At 71.4% G+C, this 15,046-nt stretch carries 13 protein-coding genes and 1 pseudogene; 5 read left to right on the forward strand and 9 right to left on the reverse strand.

All coding sequences use genetic code 11. The features are described 5' to 3' along the window. The first annotated feature begins 134 nt into the window (after positions 1-134). Entirely contained in the window at positions 135-1,718 is a 1,584-nt protein-coding gene (locus ACZ56E_RS30900) for a TROVE domain-containing protein (RefSeq protein ID WP_471219156.1), read from the forward strand. A gap of 159 nt (positions 1,719-1,877) precedes the next feature. After that, positions 1,878-2,105 carry a CarD family transcriptional regulator gene (locus tag ACZ56E_RS30905; RefSeq protein WP_030784272.1) on the forward strand — a complete coding sequence of 76 codons (228 nt, stop codon included), beginning with the start codon at positions 1,878-1,880 and terminating at the stop codon, positions 2,103-2,105. Positions 2,106-2,212: 107 nt separating this feature from the next. Here ACZ56E_RS30905 and ACZ56E_RS30910 read toward each other — a convergent pair whose 3' ends face one another. The 8 genes and pseudogenes from ACZ56E_RS30910 to ACZ56E_RS30945 all read right to left on the reverse strand — a co-directional run bounded on the left by ACZ56E_RS30910 (position 2,213) and on the right by ACZ56E_RS30945 (position 9,880). Then, complete coding sequence (locus ACZ56E_RS30910) at positions 2,213-3,442, reverse strand: TerD family protein (RefSeq protein ID WP_471219352.1); 1,230 nt, start codon at positions 3,440-3,442, stop codon at positions 2,213-2,215. An 86-nt stretch (positions 3,443-3,528) separates the two neighbouring features. Next, positions 3,529-3,750 carry a hypothetical protein gene (locus tag ACZ56E_RS30915; protein ID WP_398307596.1) on the reverse strand — a complete coding sequence of 74 codons (222 nt, stop codon included), beginning with the start codon at positions 3,748-3,750 and terminating at the stop codon, positions 3,529-3,531. Between the two features lie 54 nt (positions 3,751-3,804). Continuing rightward, positions 3,805-4,794 carry a zinc-dependent alcohol dehydrogenase family protein gene (locus ACZ56E_RS30920; RefSeq protein ID WP_471219158.1) on the reverse strand — a complete coding sequence of 330 codons (990 nt, stop codon included), beginning with the start codon at positions 4,792-4,794 and terminating at the stop codon, positions 3,805-3,807. Positions 4,795-4,810: 16 nt separating this feature from the next. Continuing rightward, on the reverse strand, positions 4,811-5,659 hold the full coding sequence (locus ACZ56E_RS30925; RefSeq protein ID WP_471219160.1) for a carbohydrate ABC transporter permease: 849 nt from the start codon (positions 5,657-5,659) through the stop codon (positions 4,811-4,813). Beyond that, positions 5,659-6,602, reverse strand: a pseudogene (locus ACZ56E_RS30930) (carbohydrate ABC transporter permease). Before ACZ56E_RS30930 ends, ACZ56E_RS30925 begins: the two are co-directional and overlap by 1 nt. Then, positions 6,599-7,972: an ABC transporter substrate-binding protein gene (locus ACZ56E_RS30935; protein ID WP_471219162.1), complete on the reverse strand. Its 1,374-nt coding sequence runs from the start codon at positions 7,970-7,972 to the stop codon at positions 6,599-6,601. Before ACZ56E_RS30935 ends, ACZ56E_RS30930 begins: the two are co-directional and overlap by 4 nt. Positions 7,973-8,083: 111 nt before the next feature. After that, on the reverse strand, positions 8,084-8,854 hold the full coding sequence (locus ACZ56E_RS30940; protein WP_468092887.1) for a DeoR/GlpR family DNA-binding transcription regulator: 771 nt from the start codon (positions 8,852-8,854) through the stop codon (positions 8,084-8,086). A gap of 216 nt (positions 8,855-9,070) precedes the next feature. Next, positions 9,071-9,880 carry an NAD-dependent epimerase/dehydratase family protein gene (locus ACZ56E_RS30945; RefSeq protein ID WP_471219164.1) on the reverse strand — a complete coding sequence of 270 codons (810 nt, stop codon included), beginning with the start codon at positions 9,878-9,880 and terminating at the stop codon, positions 9,071-9,073. A 252-nt stretch (positions 9,881-10,132) separates the two neighbouring features. Between ACZ56E_RS30945 and ACZ56E_RS30950 the strand changes: the two genes are divergently transcribed. The 3 genes from ACZ56E_RS30950 to ACZ56E_RS30960 all read left to right on the forward strand — a co-directional run bounded on the left by ACZ56E_RS30950 (position 10,133) and on the right by ACZ56E_RS30960 (position 13,783). Further along, entirely contained in the window at positions 10,133-11,098 is a 966-nt protein-coding gene (locus tag ACZ56E_RS30950; protein ID WP_471219166.1) for a 5-dehydro-4-deoxyglucarate dehydratase, read from the forward strand. After that, a complete protein-coding gene (locus ACZ56E_RS30955; RefSeq protein WP_471219168.1) occupies positions 11,095-12,297 on the forward strand; it encodes a hypothetical protein in 1,203 nt (400 codons plus the stop codon). The genes ACZ56E_RS30950 and ACZ56E_RS30955 overlap by 4 nt, the downstream gene beginning before the upstream one ends. Before the next feature lie 118 nt (positions 12,298-12,415). Then, positions 12,416-13,783 carry a S28 family serine protease gene (locus ACZ56E_RS30960; RefSeq protein WP_471219171.1) on the forward strand — a complete coding sequence of 456 codons (1,368 nt, stop codon included), beginning with the start codon at positions 12,416-12,418 and terminating at the stop codon, positions 13,781-13,783. Here the strand turns inward: ACZ56E_RS30960 and ACZ56E_RS30965 are convergent. Continuing rightward, on the reverse strand, positions 13,758-14,978 hold the full coding sequence (locus ACZ56E_RS30965; protein ID WP_471219172.1) for an MFS transporter: 1,221 nt from the start codon (positions 14,976-14,978) through the stop codon (positions 13,758-13,760). The genes ACZ56E_RS30960 and ACZ56E_RS30965 overlap by 26 nt on opposite strands. Positions 14,979-15,046 lie beyond the last annotated feature (68 nt).

Genomic DNA, 15,046 nt, shown 5'->3' on the forward strand with positions numbered 1-15,046 from the left:
GTAGAGCATCCGACACAAGTCCGTCGCCGCTTCTGAACTCGGGCACACTCCTGCCGTCTGCCTCCCCCCTTCTCTTTGTGCGCACGCATGCATAAGCGTGCGCATGCGTACGCAATGAATTCGGGGGAATTCTCATGGCACGTTTCAACACCAAGTCCGTCAAGGCGGCGGTGACTTCTCCGGTGAAGTCGACCGGCCGCACCACCCGTACACACCAGGGCGGCCGCGGACATCTCCGCGACGCACGCTCCGAGCTTTTCCTGCTCGCGGTCGCGAACTTCGTCTCCCAGCAGACCTTCTACGAGACCGGCGACCGCCGTGACGACCGCTTCGCCGCGCTCGTCCGCCGCCTCGCCGTCGAGGACCCGCAGTGGACCGCGGGCCTGCTCGGCTGGCTGCGCGGCGACGGCAACATGCGGACGGCCTCGATCGTCGGTGCCGCCGAGTACGTGAAGGCGCGCCTCGACGCGCACGCCACCGACGGCCCCACGGGCCGCCAGGTCGTCGCGTCCGTCCTGCGCCGGCCCGACGAGCCCGGCGAGCTCCTCGGCTACTGGACGTCGACGTACGGCCGCGCGATCCCCAAGCCCGTCAAGCGCGGCATCGCCGACGCCGTGCGCCGCCTCTACAACGAGAAGGCCCTGCTGAAGTACGACACGGCGGCCAAGGGCTACCGCTTCGGCGACATCCTCAACCTCGTGCACGCGGCGCCCCACCCGGCCAAGCCCTGGCAGGGCCCCCTCTTCCGGTACGCGCTCGACCGCCGCCACCACCCGGAGACCGCGGTGCCGCCCGAGGGTGCGCGCGTCCTCGCCGCGCACCGCGAGCTGATGGCGCTGCCCGTCGCGGAGCGGCGCGCGGTGATCACCGGCGAAGGCGGCGCCGAGCGGCTCGCCGCCGCGGGCATCACCTGGGAGGCGCTCGCGGGATGGCTCCAGGGGCCCATGGACAAGGCGGCCTGGGAGGCCGTGATCCCGTCGATGGGCGCCATGGCCCTCGTCCGCAACCTGCGGAACTTCGACGAGGCGGGCGTCTCGGACGAGGTCGCGGCGACCGTCGCGGCGCGGCTCGCCGACCCGGAAGCCGTCGCGAAGTCGCGGCAGTTTCCCTTCCGCTACCTCGCGGCGTACCAGCACGCGCCGTCGCTGCGCTGGTCGTACCCGCTGGAGCAGGCCCTCGGCCACTCCCTCGGGAACGTGCCGTCGCTGCCGGGCCGGACGCTGATCCTGGTCGACCGGTCCGGTTCGATGTGGTCGCCGCTGTCCGACCGCTCGCAGCTCAACCGCGCCGACGCGGCCGCGATCTTCGGCACCGCGCTCGCGCTGCGCGCCGCCGACGCGGACCTGGTCCAGTTCGGCAGCAGCAGCGCACGGGTGAAGTACCGCGCGGGCGAGTCCGTCCTGAAGATCCTCGGCCGCTTCGGCGACCTCGGCGGCACGAACACCACCGAGGCGGTGCGCCGCTTCTACAAGAAGCACGACCGGGTGCTGATCGTCACCGACGAGCAGGCGGCGTACCACTACCACGGCGACCCGACCGAGCAGGTGCCGGCGGGCGTCCCCGTCTACACCTGGAACCTGGCGGGCTACCGCGCGGGCCACGGCGCCTCCGGAGAGGGCAACCGGCACGTCTTCGGCGGCCTCTCGGACGCGGCGTTCCGCACGGTGGGGCTGCTGGAGGCGGGAGCCGACGCCGACTGGCCGTGGGCGGCGGTCTGAAAGCGTCACCGTACGTTTCCGTAAGGGTGCGGGCCGTCACGACCGTACCCCGTTCGGGTCGTCCGTGGCCGGGCCTTGTGTGTCTGTTCCATACCGATGTGAAAGCGGTGTGAGCTCAGAGCATGGTGCGTCGGGTGTCCGGGGGCGCATACTTCAGATATGACGAGGCCCGCCGGCTCGCGCCGCCACCTGCCGAACAGTCCCTTCAATGTGCCCGCTCCGCCCGCCCCACCCGTTGAGCAGTTCGCCGTGGGTGACCGTGTCTCCCACGACCAGTACGGCCTCGGGAGGATCGTCGGCGTCGAGGGAGAGGACGCGGTCGTCATCGACTTCGCGGGCCGTCAGGGACGGTTCCTGAGTCCCTACCCGAAGCTGGCCAAGCTCTGACACCCGGCATCCTGACCTGACACAGCTGAGGGGCGGCGGACCGCACACGCGGTCCGCCGCCCCTCACTCATCCCTGCTCACTCCCGCTCAGCCCGCATCCGCCGCGCCTACAGCGCCTGCGCTGCGGGCTTCACCATGCCACGCACCGTCCGGGACTTGACGAACTGCCCCATTCCGGTCATTTCCCACTCGCCGGTGAACTGCTTGATCAGCTTCGCCATCATGACGCCGGTCTGCGCCTCGGCGTTGGTCAGGTCGAAGCGGACCAGCTCCTCGCCGGTCGCCGCGTCCATCAGGCGGCAGTAGGCCTTCGCGACCTCCGTGAACTTCTGGCCGGAGAACGAGTTCACCGTGAAGACCAGGCCCGTGACGTCCTGCGGGAGGCGGCCGAGGTCCACGACGATCACCTCGTCGTCACCGCCGCCCTCGCCCGTGAGGTTGTCGCCGGAGTGCTTGATCGCGCCGTTCACGATCGAGAGCTTGCCGAAGTAGCAGCTGTCGACGTGGTTGCGCTGCGGGCCGTACGCGATGACGGAGGCGTCCAGGTCGATGTCCTTGCCGCGGAACGCCGGCTCCCAGCCGAGACCCATCTTGACCTGCGAGAGCAGCGGCTTGCCGCCCTTGACCAGGGACACCGTCTGGTTCTTCTGGAGGCTGACGCGGCCCTTGTCCAGGTTGATCTTCCCGGCGCCGGGCGCGGGGGCGGCGGGCGCGGCCGGGGCGGCGGCCGGCGGGGGCGGACCCTGCACCGGCTGCCCCACCGGAGGCGCCATCGGAGCGGCAGGCGCCGCGGGGGCGACCGGACCCGCGGGGGCCGCTGCGGGCGCGGCAGGGGCCGGGGCGGGCTCCTCCACCGAGACGCCGAAGTCCGTTGCGATGCCCGCGAGGCCGTTGGAGTACCCCTGGCCGACCGCGCGGGCCTTCCAGGCGCCGTTGCGCAGATAGATCTCGACGATCACCAGGGCCGTCTCGGAGCCGAGCTGCGGGGGCGTGAAGGTGGCGAGGACCGAGCCGTCGTCGGCGTTGCGGATCGTGGCGGTGGGCTCGATGCCCTGGAAGGTCTGGCCCGCCGCGTCCGGGCTCGCGGTCACGACGATCTTCTCGATGCCGGGCGGCACGGCGGCCGTGTCGACGGTGACCTTGTCGGGGGTCGTACCGCCACCCGACTGATAGGTCACACCGGGGCCGGAGGGCTGGTTGAAGAAGATGAAGTCGTCGTCGGAGCGCACCTTGCCGTCGGCGGTGAGCAGCAGGCCCGATACGTCGAGCCGCACCGGTGCGGCGACGTCCACCGCCACGCGGGCGGCGGTCAGCGGGATGTTCGAGCCGGGGGTCATAGCTGTCATGCCAGGGGTAACGAACGATCCCGCTTTGCCGTTCCCTTACCCGGGCAGGGATTTTCCAGGTCCGCTGCGCGAGGGTGTCAGCCGCGGTTGCGCGGATGGGCGCGGGCGGCGCGTTCGTTGCCGCGCTTGTAGTTGCCGGTCCAGCGGGCCATCACCAGCTGCGGGTCGCCGCTCGCCACCTCGGCGAGGAACTGTTCGGCGCGGGCGGCGCGGAGCGTGCCCGCGGCGCGTCCGCCGTGGGTGATCACGAGGGTGCCGTCCGCGCGCTGTTCGTAGGTGAATCCATGAGGTCTCGGCATGGCCGGAGCGTACGTCCGGCCATGCCGCGCCGGTACCGAATTACGGCACCGCCGTCACGGCACCACGACGATCTTCCGGCCCTTCCCCGCGGCGAACCGGTCGAGCGCCTGCGGGTACTCCGCGAGCGGCAGCCGGTCGCTGATGAACACGTCCGGGTCGAGCACGCCGCCGGCGAACAGTTCCGCGGCCCGTTCGTAGCTGTGCAGGACCGCCATCGAACCGGTGATGGTGATCTCCTGGTTGTAGATCCGGTACGGGTCGATGTTCACGCGCGTGGCGTAGTCGGCGACGCCGAACTGGAGGAACGTGCCCGCCTTGGCGACCCGTTCGATGCCGTCCTGGATCGCCGCGGCGTTGCCCGTCGCGTCGATGACGACGTCCCAGCCCCGCGGCCGGTCCAGTTCGTCCGCGTTCGCCGCCGAACCGGAGACGCCGAGGAGCCGCGCGGTGGCGAGCCGGTCCGCGTTCAGGTCCACGACGTCGACGCTCGCCGCGCCGGTACGTTTGGCGAGCTCCAGCATCATCAGGCCCATCGTCCCCGAGCCGTAGATCAGCACGTGCGCGCCGAGCCGCGTCCGCAGCACGTCGTAGCCGCGCACGGCGCAGGACAGCGGTTCGATGAGTGCGGCGTCCTCGGTGCGTACGTGGTCGGGGAGGCGTACGCAGTTGGCGGCGGGCGCCACCGCGTACTGGGCGGCGCCGCCCGCGGTGGTCACGCCGATCGCCGCCCACCGTTCGCAGAGGTTGCCCCGGCCGTCGCGGCAGTAGCGGCACTCGTGGCAGTGCAGCGAGGGGTCGACGGCGACCCGGTCGCCGACGGCGAGCGTACGCACGTCACCGCCGAGCGCGACGACCTCACCGGCGAACTCGTGGCCCGGCACGACCGGCAGGGTCGGCGCGAACTCGCCCTGGAGGATGTGCAGATCGGTTCCGCACAGGCCGCACGCCGCGACCTCGACGACGACGTCGCGGGGGCCGGGGGCGGGGTCGGGCAGCTCCCCGACGACGGCCTTGCCGACGGACTCGATGATGGCGGCCTTCACTTGGTGGCTCCCTGGTTCATTTGACGGCTCCCAACGACAGGCCCTGGACCAGCTTGTCCTGGGCGGCGAACCCCGCGGCGAGCACCGGCAGGGAGATCACGAGCGACGCGGCGCACACCTTCGCCAGGAACAGGCCCTGGCTGGTGATGAAGCCGGTCAGGAAGACGGGCGCGGTCTGGGCGACGACGCCCGTGAGCACCCGCGCGAAGAGGAGTTCGTTCCAGCTGAAGATGAAGCAGATCAGGGAGGTCGCGGCGATCCCGGGAAGCGCGATCGGCGCCACCACGCGCGTGAGGATCGTCGGCAGCCGTGCCCCGTCGATCTGCGCGGCCTCGATGACCGGTTTCGGCACCTCGGCGAGGAACGACTGCATCATCCACACCGCGATCGGCAGGTTCATCGAGGTGTAGAGGAGGACGAGCAGCCAGATGTTGTCCAGGAGGCCGGTGTTCTTGGCGAAGAGGTAGATCGGGAGGAGACCCGCCACGACCGGCAGCATCTTCGTGGACAGAAAGAAGAAGAGCACATCCGTCCACTTCTTCACGGGCCTGATGGACAGGGCGTAGGCGGCCGGAAGCGCGAGGACCAGCACGCACAGGGTCGAGACGACCGACGCCACCGTCGAGTTGACGAGCGAGGGCCAGGGGCTGGCGCCGCCGCCGGAGCCGAAGAACTCGCGGTAGCCGTCGAGGGTGAGCGAGGCGGCGAGCGACGGCGGGTTGGTCGCCGCGTCCTCCTCCGAGTGGAAGGAGGTCAGCGCCATCCAGGCGATGGGCAGGAAGAACAGGATCCCGGCGAGCCAGGCGACGAGCCCCAGACCTATGCCCCTGGCTCCCTTGGCGGGCTTGGTGCGTACGGTGCTCATCAGCGGGACGCCTCCTCACGGAACAGGGACGAGACGACTCGCAGGGCGAAGGTCGCGATGACGAGCGAGCCGATGACGACGAGCACGCCCGCCGCGGAGGCCAGGCCGTTCTCGAGAAGCTCTGGTAGACGGTGTAGGGCAGGTTTGCCGTGCCGAGGCCGCCCGAGGTGATGGTGAAGACGGCGTCGAAGTTCTGCACGATGTAGATCGAGCCGAGCAGCGCGCCGAGTTCGAGGTAGCGGCGCAGGTGCGGCAGTGTCAGATGGCGGAAGACCTGCCAGTTGCTCGCGCCGTCCATGCGGGCCGCCTCGATCAGTTCGGGGTCGCGGCTCTGCAGCCCCGCGAGCAGGATCAGCATCATGAAGGGCGTCCACTGCCACACCAGGGAGGCCTCGATGGCGAGGAGCGGGGTGTTGGAGATCCAGTCCGGCTGCGCCGCGGAGTCCCCGCCGACCCAGTGCAGCAGGCCGTTGAAGAGGCCGTACTCGGGGTTGTAGAGCACGTGCTTCCACAGCAGCGCGGCGGCCACGGGGACGAGCAGGAACGGCGCGATGAGGAGGGTGCGGACGAGTCCGCGCCCCCGGAACTTCCGGTTCAGGAGCAGCGCGAGAGCAAGGCCCGCGACCAGGCTGGCGAGGACGACGGAGGCCGTCAGGAGGATCGTGGTCAGGACGGACTTGCGCAGGTCGGGGTCGGTGAGGACCTCGGTGTAGTTGGCGAAGCCGGTGAAGCTGCGGGCGTCCGGATAGAGGGCGTTCCAGTCGAAGAAGGAGATCACCAGGGTGGCCACGAAGGGCAGTTGGGTCACGGCGATCATGAAGATGAGGGCGGGCAGCAGGGGCGCCCTGGTCGCCCAGGCGCGCAGCCGTCCCGTTCCCGGTGGCTGTGCGGCGGGCACGCGCGTGTGCCCCACGGGTGTGGTGGTGCTCGCGGTGGCGGTCATCGTCCCTCGTACTCCTCGGAGATCTTCTCGGCGAGGTCCTGCGACGTGTCCAGGGCCGCGTCGACGGACTGGCGTCCTGCGATGGCCGCGCTGATCTCCTGGGAGACCTTGGTGCCGAGGTCGGTGAACTCGGGGATGCCGACGAACTGGATGCCGGGCGCGGGGCGGGGCTGCACGCCGGGGTCGCGGGGGCGCGCGCCCTCGATGGCGGCGCGGGTGACGTCCTGGAAGGCGGCGGCTTCCTTGCGGTAGGCGGGGTTCGCGTAGGTGGAGGCGCGCTTGCCCGCGGGCACGTTCGACCAGCCGATCTTCTCGCCGACGAGCTTCTCGTACTCCTTGCCCGACGCCCAGGAGATGAACTTCCAGGCCCGGTCGGGGTTGCGCGATGCCTTCTGCAGGCCCCAGGCCCACGTGTACAGCCACCCGGAGCTCTCCGTCCGCGCCACCGGGGCGGGTACGTAGCCGATCTTCCCCTTGACCGGGGACTTGGCGGACTCCAGTGAACCCGCCGCGGCCGTCGCGTCGTACCACATGGCGGTCTTGCCCTGGGTGAGGTTGTTGAGGCACTCGGCATAGCCGGACTGCGCGGCCCCCGACTGGCCGTGCTCGCGCACGAGGTCTACGTAGAAGCGGGTTGCCTTTTCGAACTCGGGGGAGTCCAGGCGGGCCTTCCAGTCCTTGTCGAACCAGGTGCCCCCGAAGGTGTTGACGACGGTCGTCAGCGGCGCCATCACCTCGCCCCAGCCGGGCAGTCCGCGCAGACAGATGCCCTTCATCCCGGACTCCGCGCCGTCCACACGGGCGGCGAGGTCCGCCACCTGCTGCCAGGTGGGGCGGTCGGGCATGGTCAGGCCGGCCTTCTTGAAGACGTCCTTGCGGTACATCAGGAAGGACGACTCTCCGTAGAAGGGCTGTCCGTAGAGCTTGCCGTCGTCGCCGGTGAGGGACTGGCGCATGGGCGGCAGGATGTCCTTCTCGTCGTACGCCGTGTCCTTGCGCGCGTACGAACCGACCTCGTGCAGCCAGCCGTTCCTTGCGTAGATCGGTATCTCGTAGTTGCTGAGCGTCGCGACGTCGTACTGGCCCGCCTGGTTGGCGAAGTCCTGGCTGATCTTGTCGCGGACGTCGTTCTCCGGCAGGACGGTGAAGTTCACCTCGATGCCGGTCTTCTTGGTGAAGTGGTCGGCGGTGAGCTTGCGCAACTCCACCATCTGCGGGTTGTTCACCATCAGGACGTTGATGGAGTCGCCGCCTGAACCGGCCCCGCCGGCACCGGCCCAGCAGCCGGCGAGCAGCGGGGCGAGCAGCGCCCCTGCGGCGGCCGCGGCGAGCGCGCGCGGCCTCGGCCTCCGTCGGCTCGGGGTTCGCATGAGAGCTCCTGGACGTAGAGGGTCATATCGGGGTGATTGGGGTGCCGCAGGGTGTGCGGAAGCCCGCGTCGGCCGTGCGCGGGGTGTGCCGCGGTGGGGAGGCGGTGGCCGTCAGACGCGGAGGACCTGTGGCCCCAGGAGGGAGTAGCGGTGTGCTTCGGACGCGGGCAGGCGGCTGCTCGTGACGATCGTGTCGAGGTCGCCGATCCCCGCGAACCGGCAGAAGCTCGTCGCCCCGAACTTGGTGTGCACGCCCGGGAACACCGTGCGCCGGGACGCCCTGATGGCCTGCGCCTTCACCTCGCTGACCGCGGGGTCGGGCGTCGTGAGGCCGTGTTCGCGGGAGATGCCGTTGGCGCCGATGTACGCCAGGTCGATGACGAACCCGGCCAGCATGCGGGTCGTCCAGTGGTCGACGGTGGCGAGGGTGCCGGGGCGCACCCGGCCGCCGAGCAGCAGGACGGTGACGTTCTCGGCCTCGGCGAGGGTGCCCGCGGTGGCCAGTGAGGCGGTGACGACGGTCAGCGGGCGGCCCGCCGCGGCCTCCGGCAGCGCCTCGGCGATCAGCTGGGGCGTGAAGCCCTCGTCGACGAAGACGGTCTCGGCGTCGCCGAGCAGTTCGGCGGCGGCGGCCGCGATGCGCCGCTTCTCGGGGACGTGCATGGTCGTGCGGAAGGCGAGGGTGGTCTCGAAGCCCGCGCTCTCCACGGGGTAGGCGCCGCCGTGGGTGCGGCGGACCAGGCCGTGGTCCTCCAGGGCGCGCAGGTCGCGGCGGACGGTCTCCTTGGCGACGCCGAGCTCGTCGGCGAGCGCCGTCACGTCGACGGAGCCGGCGTTGCGGGCCGCGTGGACGATCCGCCGCTGACGTTCCTCCGCGGTCATCGGCGTCACCTGCTTCCCCTGGGTCTGGCGGTGCCCGTTCGGGCCCTGTGGGGAAGTTCTACAGCGCGGGCAAGGGGGTGACCAGGGTGGCAGCGCGCGCGATGCTGCCCGTATGTGCCCGCTTGGCGGGGCGACGGCCTGTGCGGCGGGCCGCGGGCGTGCCCGTTTCGGGGGTCGGGGCCGCCCGTTCGGTGCCCGGTCGCGGTGGGCGGGAGGTCAGTACGGCCACACGGGCGGGTTCGTGCAGAAGTGGCCGCCCAGGTGCGCGTGGTCCGGGTTGGCCGGGTCCAGTTCGCCCTGTTCGGCGATCAGCTTCTCCGCGTACGCCTCGGAGTCGTCCCGTGGGTCGTAGCCGAGCGCCCGCGCCGACGAGAGGTCCCACCAGATGCGGGTGTTGGCGGACGAGCCGTAGACCACGGTGTGCCGCACGTCCTCGGCGGTGAGGGCGGCGTGGAAGAGCCGGGCCCCGTCGTCGGGGCTCATCCAGACCGACAGCATCCGCACGCTCGACGGTTCGGGGAAGCACGATCCGATGCGGACCGACACGGTCTCGACGCCGTGCTTGTCCCAGTAGAGCTGGGCGAGGTCCTCGCCGAAGGACTTCGAGAGCCCGTAGAAGGTGTCGGGGCGGCGCGGGGTGTCGACGGGGATCAACGGGTCGTCGCCCCGGGGGCGCGGGGTGAAGCCCACCGCGTGGTTGGAGGACGCGGAGACGATCCGCCGGACGCCTTCCTCGCGGGCCGCCTCGTAGAGGTTGTACGTCCCTTCGATGTTGGCCTTGAGGATCTTGTCGAAGGTGGACTCCAGGGAGATGCCCGCGAGATGGAGGACCGCGTCGACCCCGCGCACGGCCTCGCGCAGCGCGTCCCTGTCGGCGAGGTCGGCGGTGACGGCGTCCGGCTCGTCCGGGACCGGGCGCAGGTCGAGCAGGCGCAGGTCGTAGCCGTACGCGGGCAGGAGCCCGCGCATCAGCGTGCCGAGTCCGCCGGCGGCGCCGGTGAGCAGGACGGTGCGGGGAGCGGGCATGCGGGTCTCCTCGGGCGGGCGTATGCATCCACGTATCTGTATCTGTATCTGTCCACGTACAGGATTCACATCCGTGGAAACGCTAGGGATCACCGTCGCGTCGCGTCAAGCGTTCGGGAGGCGTGCGGACGCGGTAAATCCGCTCGTGGGCGGGGAGTTCGCGTGCTTGACCCGGCCCGAGAGGGCGCCTTAGCGTGGTCGCGTTCAGGGATATGGACATGGATCAGAAACGTGCACGCTTAGGGAGAGCCCGTGACGTCAGCCCCCCTCGCTTCCCGACTCCGCGTCCCCAGCGGGCCGCTGTTCTTCCCGGTCACGGCGTACGGGCCGGACGGCGCTCTCGACCTGGACACCTTCCGCGCCCATGTGCGCGGCGGCATCGAGGCGGGCGCGGCCGCGGTGTTCGCCTGCTGCGGCACGGGCGAGTTCCACGCCCTGACGCCCGAGGAGTTCCAGGAGTGCGTCGCCGCCGCGGTCGAGGAGACGGCGGGCCGGGTGCCGGTGGTCGCGGGCGCCGGATACGGCACCGCGCTCGCCGTGCGGTACGCGCGCCTCGCCGAGGAGGCGGGCGCCGACGGGCTGCTCGCCATGCCCCCCTACCTCGTCGTCGCCGAGCAGGAGGGACTGCTCAGGCACTACACCGAACTCGCCGCCGCCACCTCCCTGGACGTCATCGTCTACCAGCGCGACAACGCCGTCCTCACCCCCGAGACGGTCGTCGAACTCGCCCGCACGGAAGGCGTCATCGGCTTCAAGGACGGCCTCGGCGACATGGACCTGATGCAGCGCACCGTCAGCGCCGTGCGCGGCGGGGCGCCGGGCGACTTCCTGTACTTCAACGGTCTGCCGACCGCCGAGCTGACCGCTCTCGCCTACCGCGGCATCGGCGTGACCCTCTACTCCTCGGCGGTCTTCTGCTTCGCGCCCGACATCGCGCTCGCCTTCCACCGCGCGTTCAACTCCGGTACGCCGGAGGGAGACGCCACCGTCGACCGCCTCGTCGACGGCTTCTACCGGCCCTTCGTGGAGCTGCGCGCCCTCGGCCGGGGATACGCCGTCTCCCTCGTCAAGGCGGGCGTCCGGCTCGGCGGTCTGGACGTGGGCCCCGTGCGGCCGCCGCTGCACGAACCCGCGGGCGAACACGTCAAGCGGCTCGCCGAACTCGTCGAACGCGGGCGTGAGCTGATCGGCAGCGCGCACCCCGGAGCGGGCGCGTGAAGGCCGCCGCGTTCCTCTACCCCTGGGACGTCGTCGGCGACCCCGAGGCGCCCGCCCGCCTCGCCGCCCTCGGCATTCGCCAGGTCACCCTGGCCTCCGCCTACCACTCCACGCGCGCGCTGACCCCGCGCCACCCGCGCCACCGCGTCGTGACGGCCGCGCACGCCGCCGTGCTCTACCCGCCGGGCGACCACTGGCGGGGCCGCGAGCTGCGGCCGTACGCCGCCGGGGCGTGGGCGCCGGGCGATGCCTACGGAGAGGCGGCACAGGCCCTGACCGACGCCGGGCTCGAGGTGCACAGCTGGGTCGTCCTCGCCCACAACTCCCGGCTGGGCGACGACCACCCGGCGACCTCCGTGGTCAACGCCTACGGAGACCGCTACCCCTGGGCGCCCTGCATCGCACAGCCCGCCACGCGCGCGTACCTCACCGACCTGGCCGCGGAATCCGCCGTACGCCCAGGAACCGGGACACGCGGCACCGAACTGGAGTCCTGCGGCTGGTACGGCCTCGCGCACCTGCACGCCCACGACAAGATCGCGGGCGTCACGCCCGGCGAGGCCGGGCAGTACCTGATGTCGCTGTGCTTCTGCGCCTCCTGCCGGGAGGGGTACGCCGGACAGGGCCTCGACCCGGACGAGCTGGCGGCCGTCGTCCGCCGCGCACTGGAGCCCGTGTGGCGCGACGACGACACGGGCGAGGGCGGGGACGAGGTCGATGGCGAGGCCGCGGGCTGGGCGGGCGTCGAGAAGTTCATCGGCGCCGACCGGGCAGCCGCCACGCGCGCGTGGCGCGAGAAAACCGCCCGCACCCTCCAGGAGGCCACCGTCGACGCCGTCCGCGCGGCGGCGCCCACCGGATTCCAGGTGCTGCTCCACGCCGACCCGGTGACCTACCACTGCGGCGCGAACGCGGGCGTCGACCCGGCGCACATCCTCTCCGTGGCCGACGGCGTGGTCGTGCCCTGCACGGGCGGCGCCCACCTCCTGGAGCCGTTCGCCGCGCAGCGCAGGGACGGGGCGGTCCTCGCCGCCAACCTCACCGTGGTGAGCGGCATGGGCGGCAGCCCCGCCACCCTCGCCGCCGACGCGGCACGCGCCGCCCACCAGGGCGCCACCGAACTGCGGCTCTACCACGCGGGATTGGCCTCGGAAGCCGACCTCGCCCACGTCGCGGCAGCCCTGTCGCATCCGGAGTGATCACCGGTACGATCCGCGCACCACAACCGTCGCGCCCCTACCACGGACATCCCCTACCAGGGACACCCCCGGGCCAGGGGCAACAGACCCCCGAACCGGGGGACAGAGGGGGAACAAGGTGCGCCACAAGGGGATATCCGCGCTGGTCTGTGCCGGACTGATGGCGGGTGCCGCGGTGCTCGGCGGCGCGACGCCCGCCGCCGCGAGCGCGCCGGCCGGCGACGGCTCCGGGTCGGGACGACCGAGCGGAACGCCGTCCGACCTCCGCGAACGCCTGGAGCGAATACCGGGCATGACGGTGGTCTCCGTAGCGGACAAGGAGGGCCACCCCCTCTACACGCTGACGTACAAGCAGCCCGTCGACCACCGCAAGCCCCACGGCGCCACGTTCACGCAGCGCGCCACGCTCTGGCACAAGGCCACGGACAAGCCGACCGTCCTCTACACCAGCGGCTACACCCTCCCCGGCGGCACCGCCTCCCTCACCCGGCTGATCGACGCCAACCAGGTCGCCGTCGAGCACCGCTACTTCGCCGAGTCACGGCCCAAGGGCGCCGCGGGCGACGACTGGTCCAAGATGACCGTCCAGCAGGAGGCCGCCGACGAGCACCGCCTCACCCGCGCCCTGCGCACCGTCGAGAAGGGCAAGTGGCTGGGCACCGGCGCCAGCAAGGGCGGCATGACCGCGACGTACCACGAGCGCTTCTACCCCGACGACCTCGACGCCGTCGTCGCGTTCGTCGCGCCCAACGACGCGAACAACCGCGACGACTCCGGCTACGAACGCTTCTTCAAGACGGTCGGCACCAAGGAGTGCCGGACCGCGCTGAACGCCGTGCAGCGCGAGATGCTCGTACGCCGCGACGCGCTGCTCCCCAAGTTCGAGGCGGACGCGAAGGCCAACGGCGACACCTTCGAGGAGACCCTCGGCACCACCGACCGCGCCTACGAGTTCGCCGTCCTCGACCAGGTGTGGAACTTCTGGCAGTCCGGCACCGCCGCCGACTGCCCGACCGTGCCCGACGCGAAGAAGATCACCGACGACGAGCTCTACGACTGGTCGAAGAAGCACGGCTTCAGCGTCTACCAGGACGAGTCCCTCGGCACCAACGGCTCGGGCCCCTACTACCGCCAGGCCGCCACGCAACTCGGCTGGGCCGACCTCGAGTTCAAGCACCTCAAGGGCGTCCGCCACTACCCGGACATCTACCAGCCGAACTCGGTGCTGCCCGCCGCCATGCGCGGCACGTACGACAACAGCACCATCGCCGACGTCGACCGCTGGGTGAAGACCCGCGGCCGCCACATGATGTTCATCTACGGCGAGAACGACCCGTGGAGCGCCGAGAAGTTCACCCCCAGCCGCCACGACTCCTACCGCTACGTGGTCCCCGGCGCCAACCATGGCGCCTCGATCACGAAGCTGCCCGAACCCCAGCAGACACAGGCCGTCAAGACCATCAAGCGCTGGGCCGACGTGAAGTAACCCGCTCCCCGGACAGCGGACCCCCGGACCTCAGCAGGGGCGCGGCGATCAGGAGTCGTGCCCCTGCGAGGGCCGGGAGCAGCACGCGGAAGTCGACGCTCTCCACGAGCGCCGCGCCCGCCGCGATGCCGAGTGCTGTCGGCGTGAACATCAGGGTGTTGGCGGTGGCCGTCGCCCTGCCGACGAGTGCGTCGGGTGTTTCGCGCTGCACCGCCGTCAGCCCGGCGATCAGGGCACAGGGCAGGCCGATGCCGTTCGCGAGGCTTCCGGCGAGGACCGTGGCATCGTGTGGCAGTGCGGTCAGCGCGGCGGCTATCCCGGTCAGGGCGATGCCCGCGCCGGCGAACCGCCGTGCCCCGAACCGCCGCAGCAGTGTCCCCGATGCCACGCCCACCGCGACGGAACCGACGCCCTGTGCGACGTACAGCACCCCGGTGTACGCGGGGGAGCGGCCGAGTCCCTCGACGACCGCGTAGACCAGGGCGCCGCTGATCCCCGAGGTAAGCATCGTCAGTCCGGCCGCCAGCACTAGGGGCCGCAGCCGCTCGTGGCGCCACAGGTACCGCGCACCCTCCGCGGTCCGCTCCCGCAGTGGTGTGGGGTCGGGTGCCGGTGCGTTCTCCCGGACCCGCAGCAGCGCGAACATCCCGGCCGCCAGGACGAACGTCACCGCGTCCAGGAGTGCCACCCGCGCGCCCCCGTACGCGGCGAACAGGCCCGCCCCCGCGAGCGGCGCCACCAGCTTCATGCCCTCGTTCGCGGACATCCGCAGCCCGTTGAAGTCGCCCAGCAGGTCCTTGTCGACGGCCGTGGCGACCAGGGCGGCCTCCGCCGCGTCGGTGACGACGCCGCACGCCCCGTACACCAGGAGGACCGCGAAGAGGATCCACAGCCGTCCGGCGGTGTCGACGGTGAACAGGGACAGGAGGAGCGCGGCGAGCGCGAGGTTGGCGCTCACCAGGAGCGGTCTGCGGCGCGTGCGGTCGGCGAGCGTGCCGAGCAGCGGGCCGACGAGAGTGGGCCCCCAGAGCGCGAACTGGCAGAGCGCGGCGAGCCCGTCGGACCCGGTGAGCTCCTTCACCCAGATCCCGGAGACCAGCCACAGCGCGGAGCTCCCGAAGCCGGAGACCACCACTGCGCCCAGGAAGAGGCCCGCGTCGCGGTCCCGCAGGACACGCCCGATCGTCGATGTCATGCCTGGTGATGCTGGTTCCTGAGGCCCCCGCGCCGGTATCGGGCGCCTTCCCTATCGGCACGCGATGA

It is taken from the genome of Streptomyces sp. NPDC039480 (assembly GCF_055597165.1).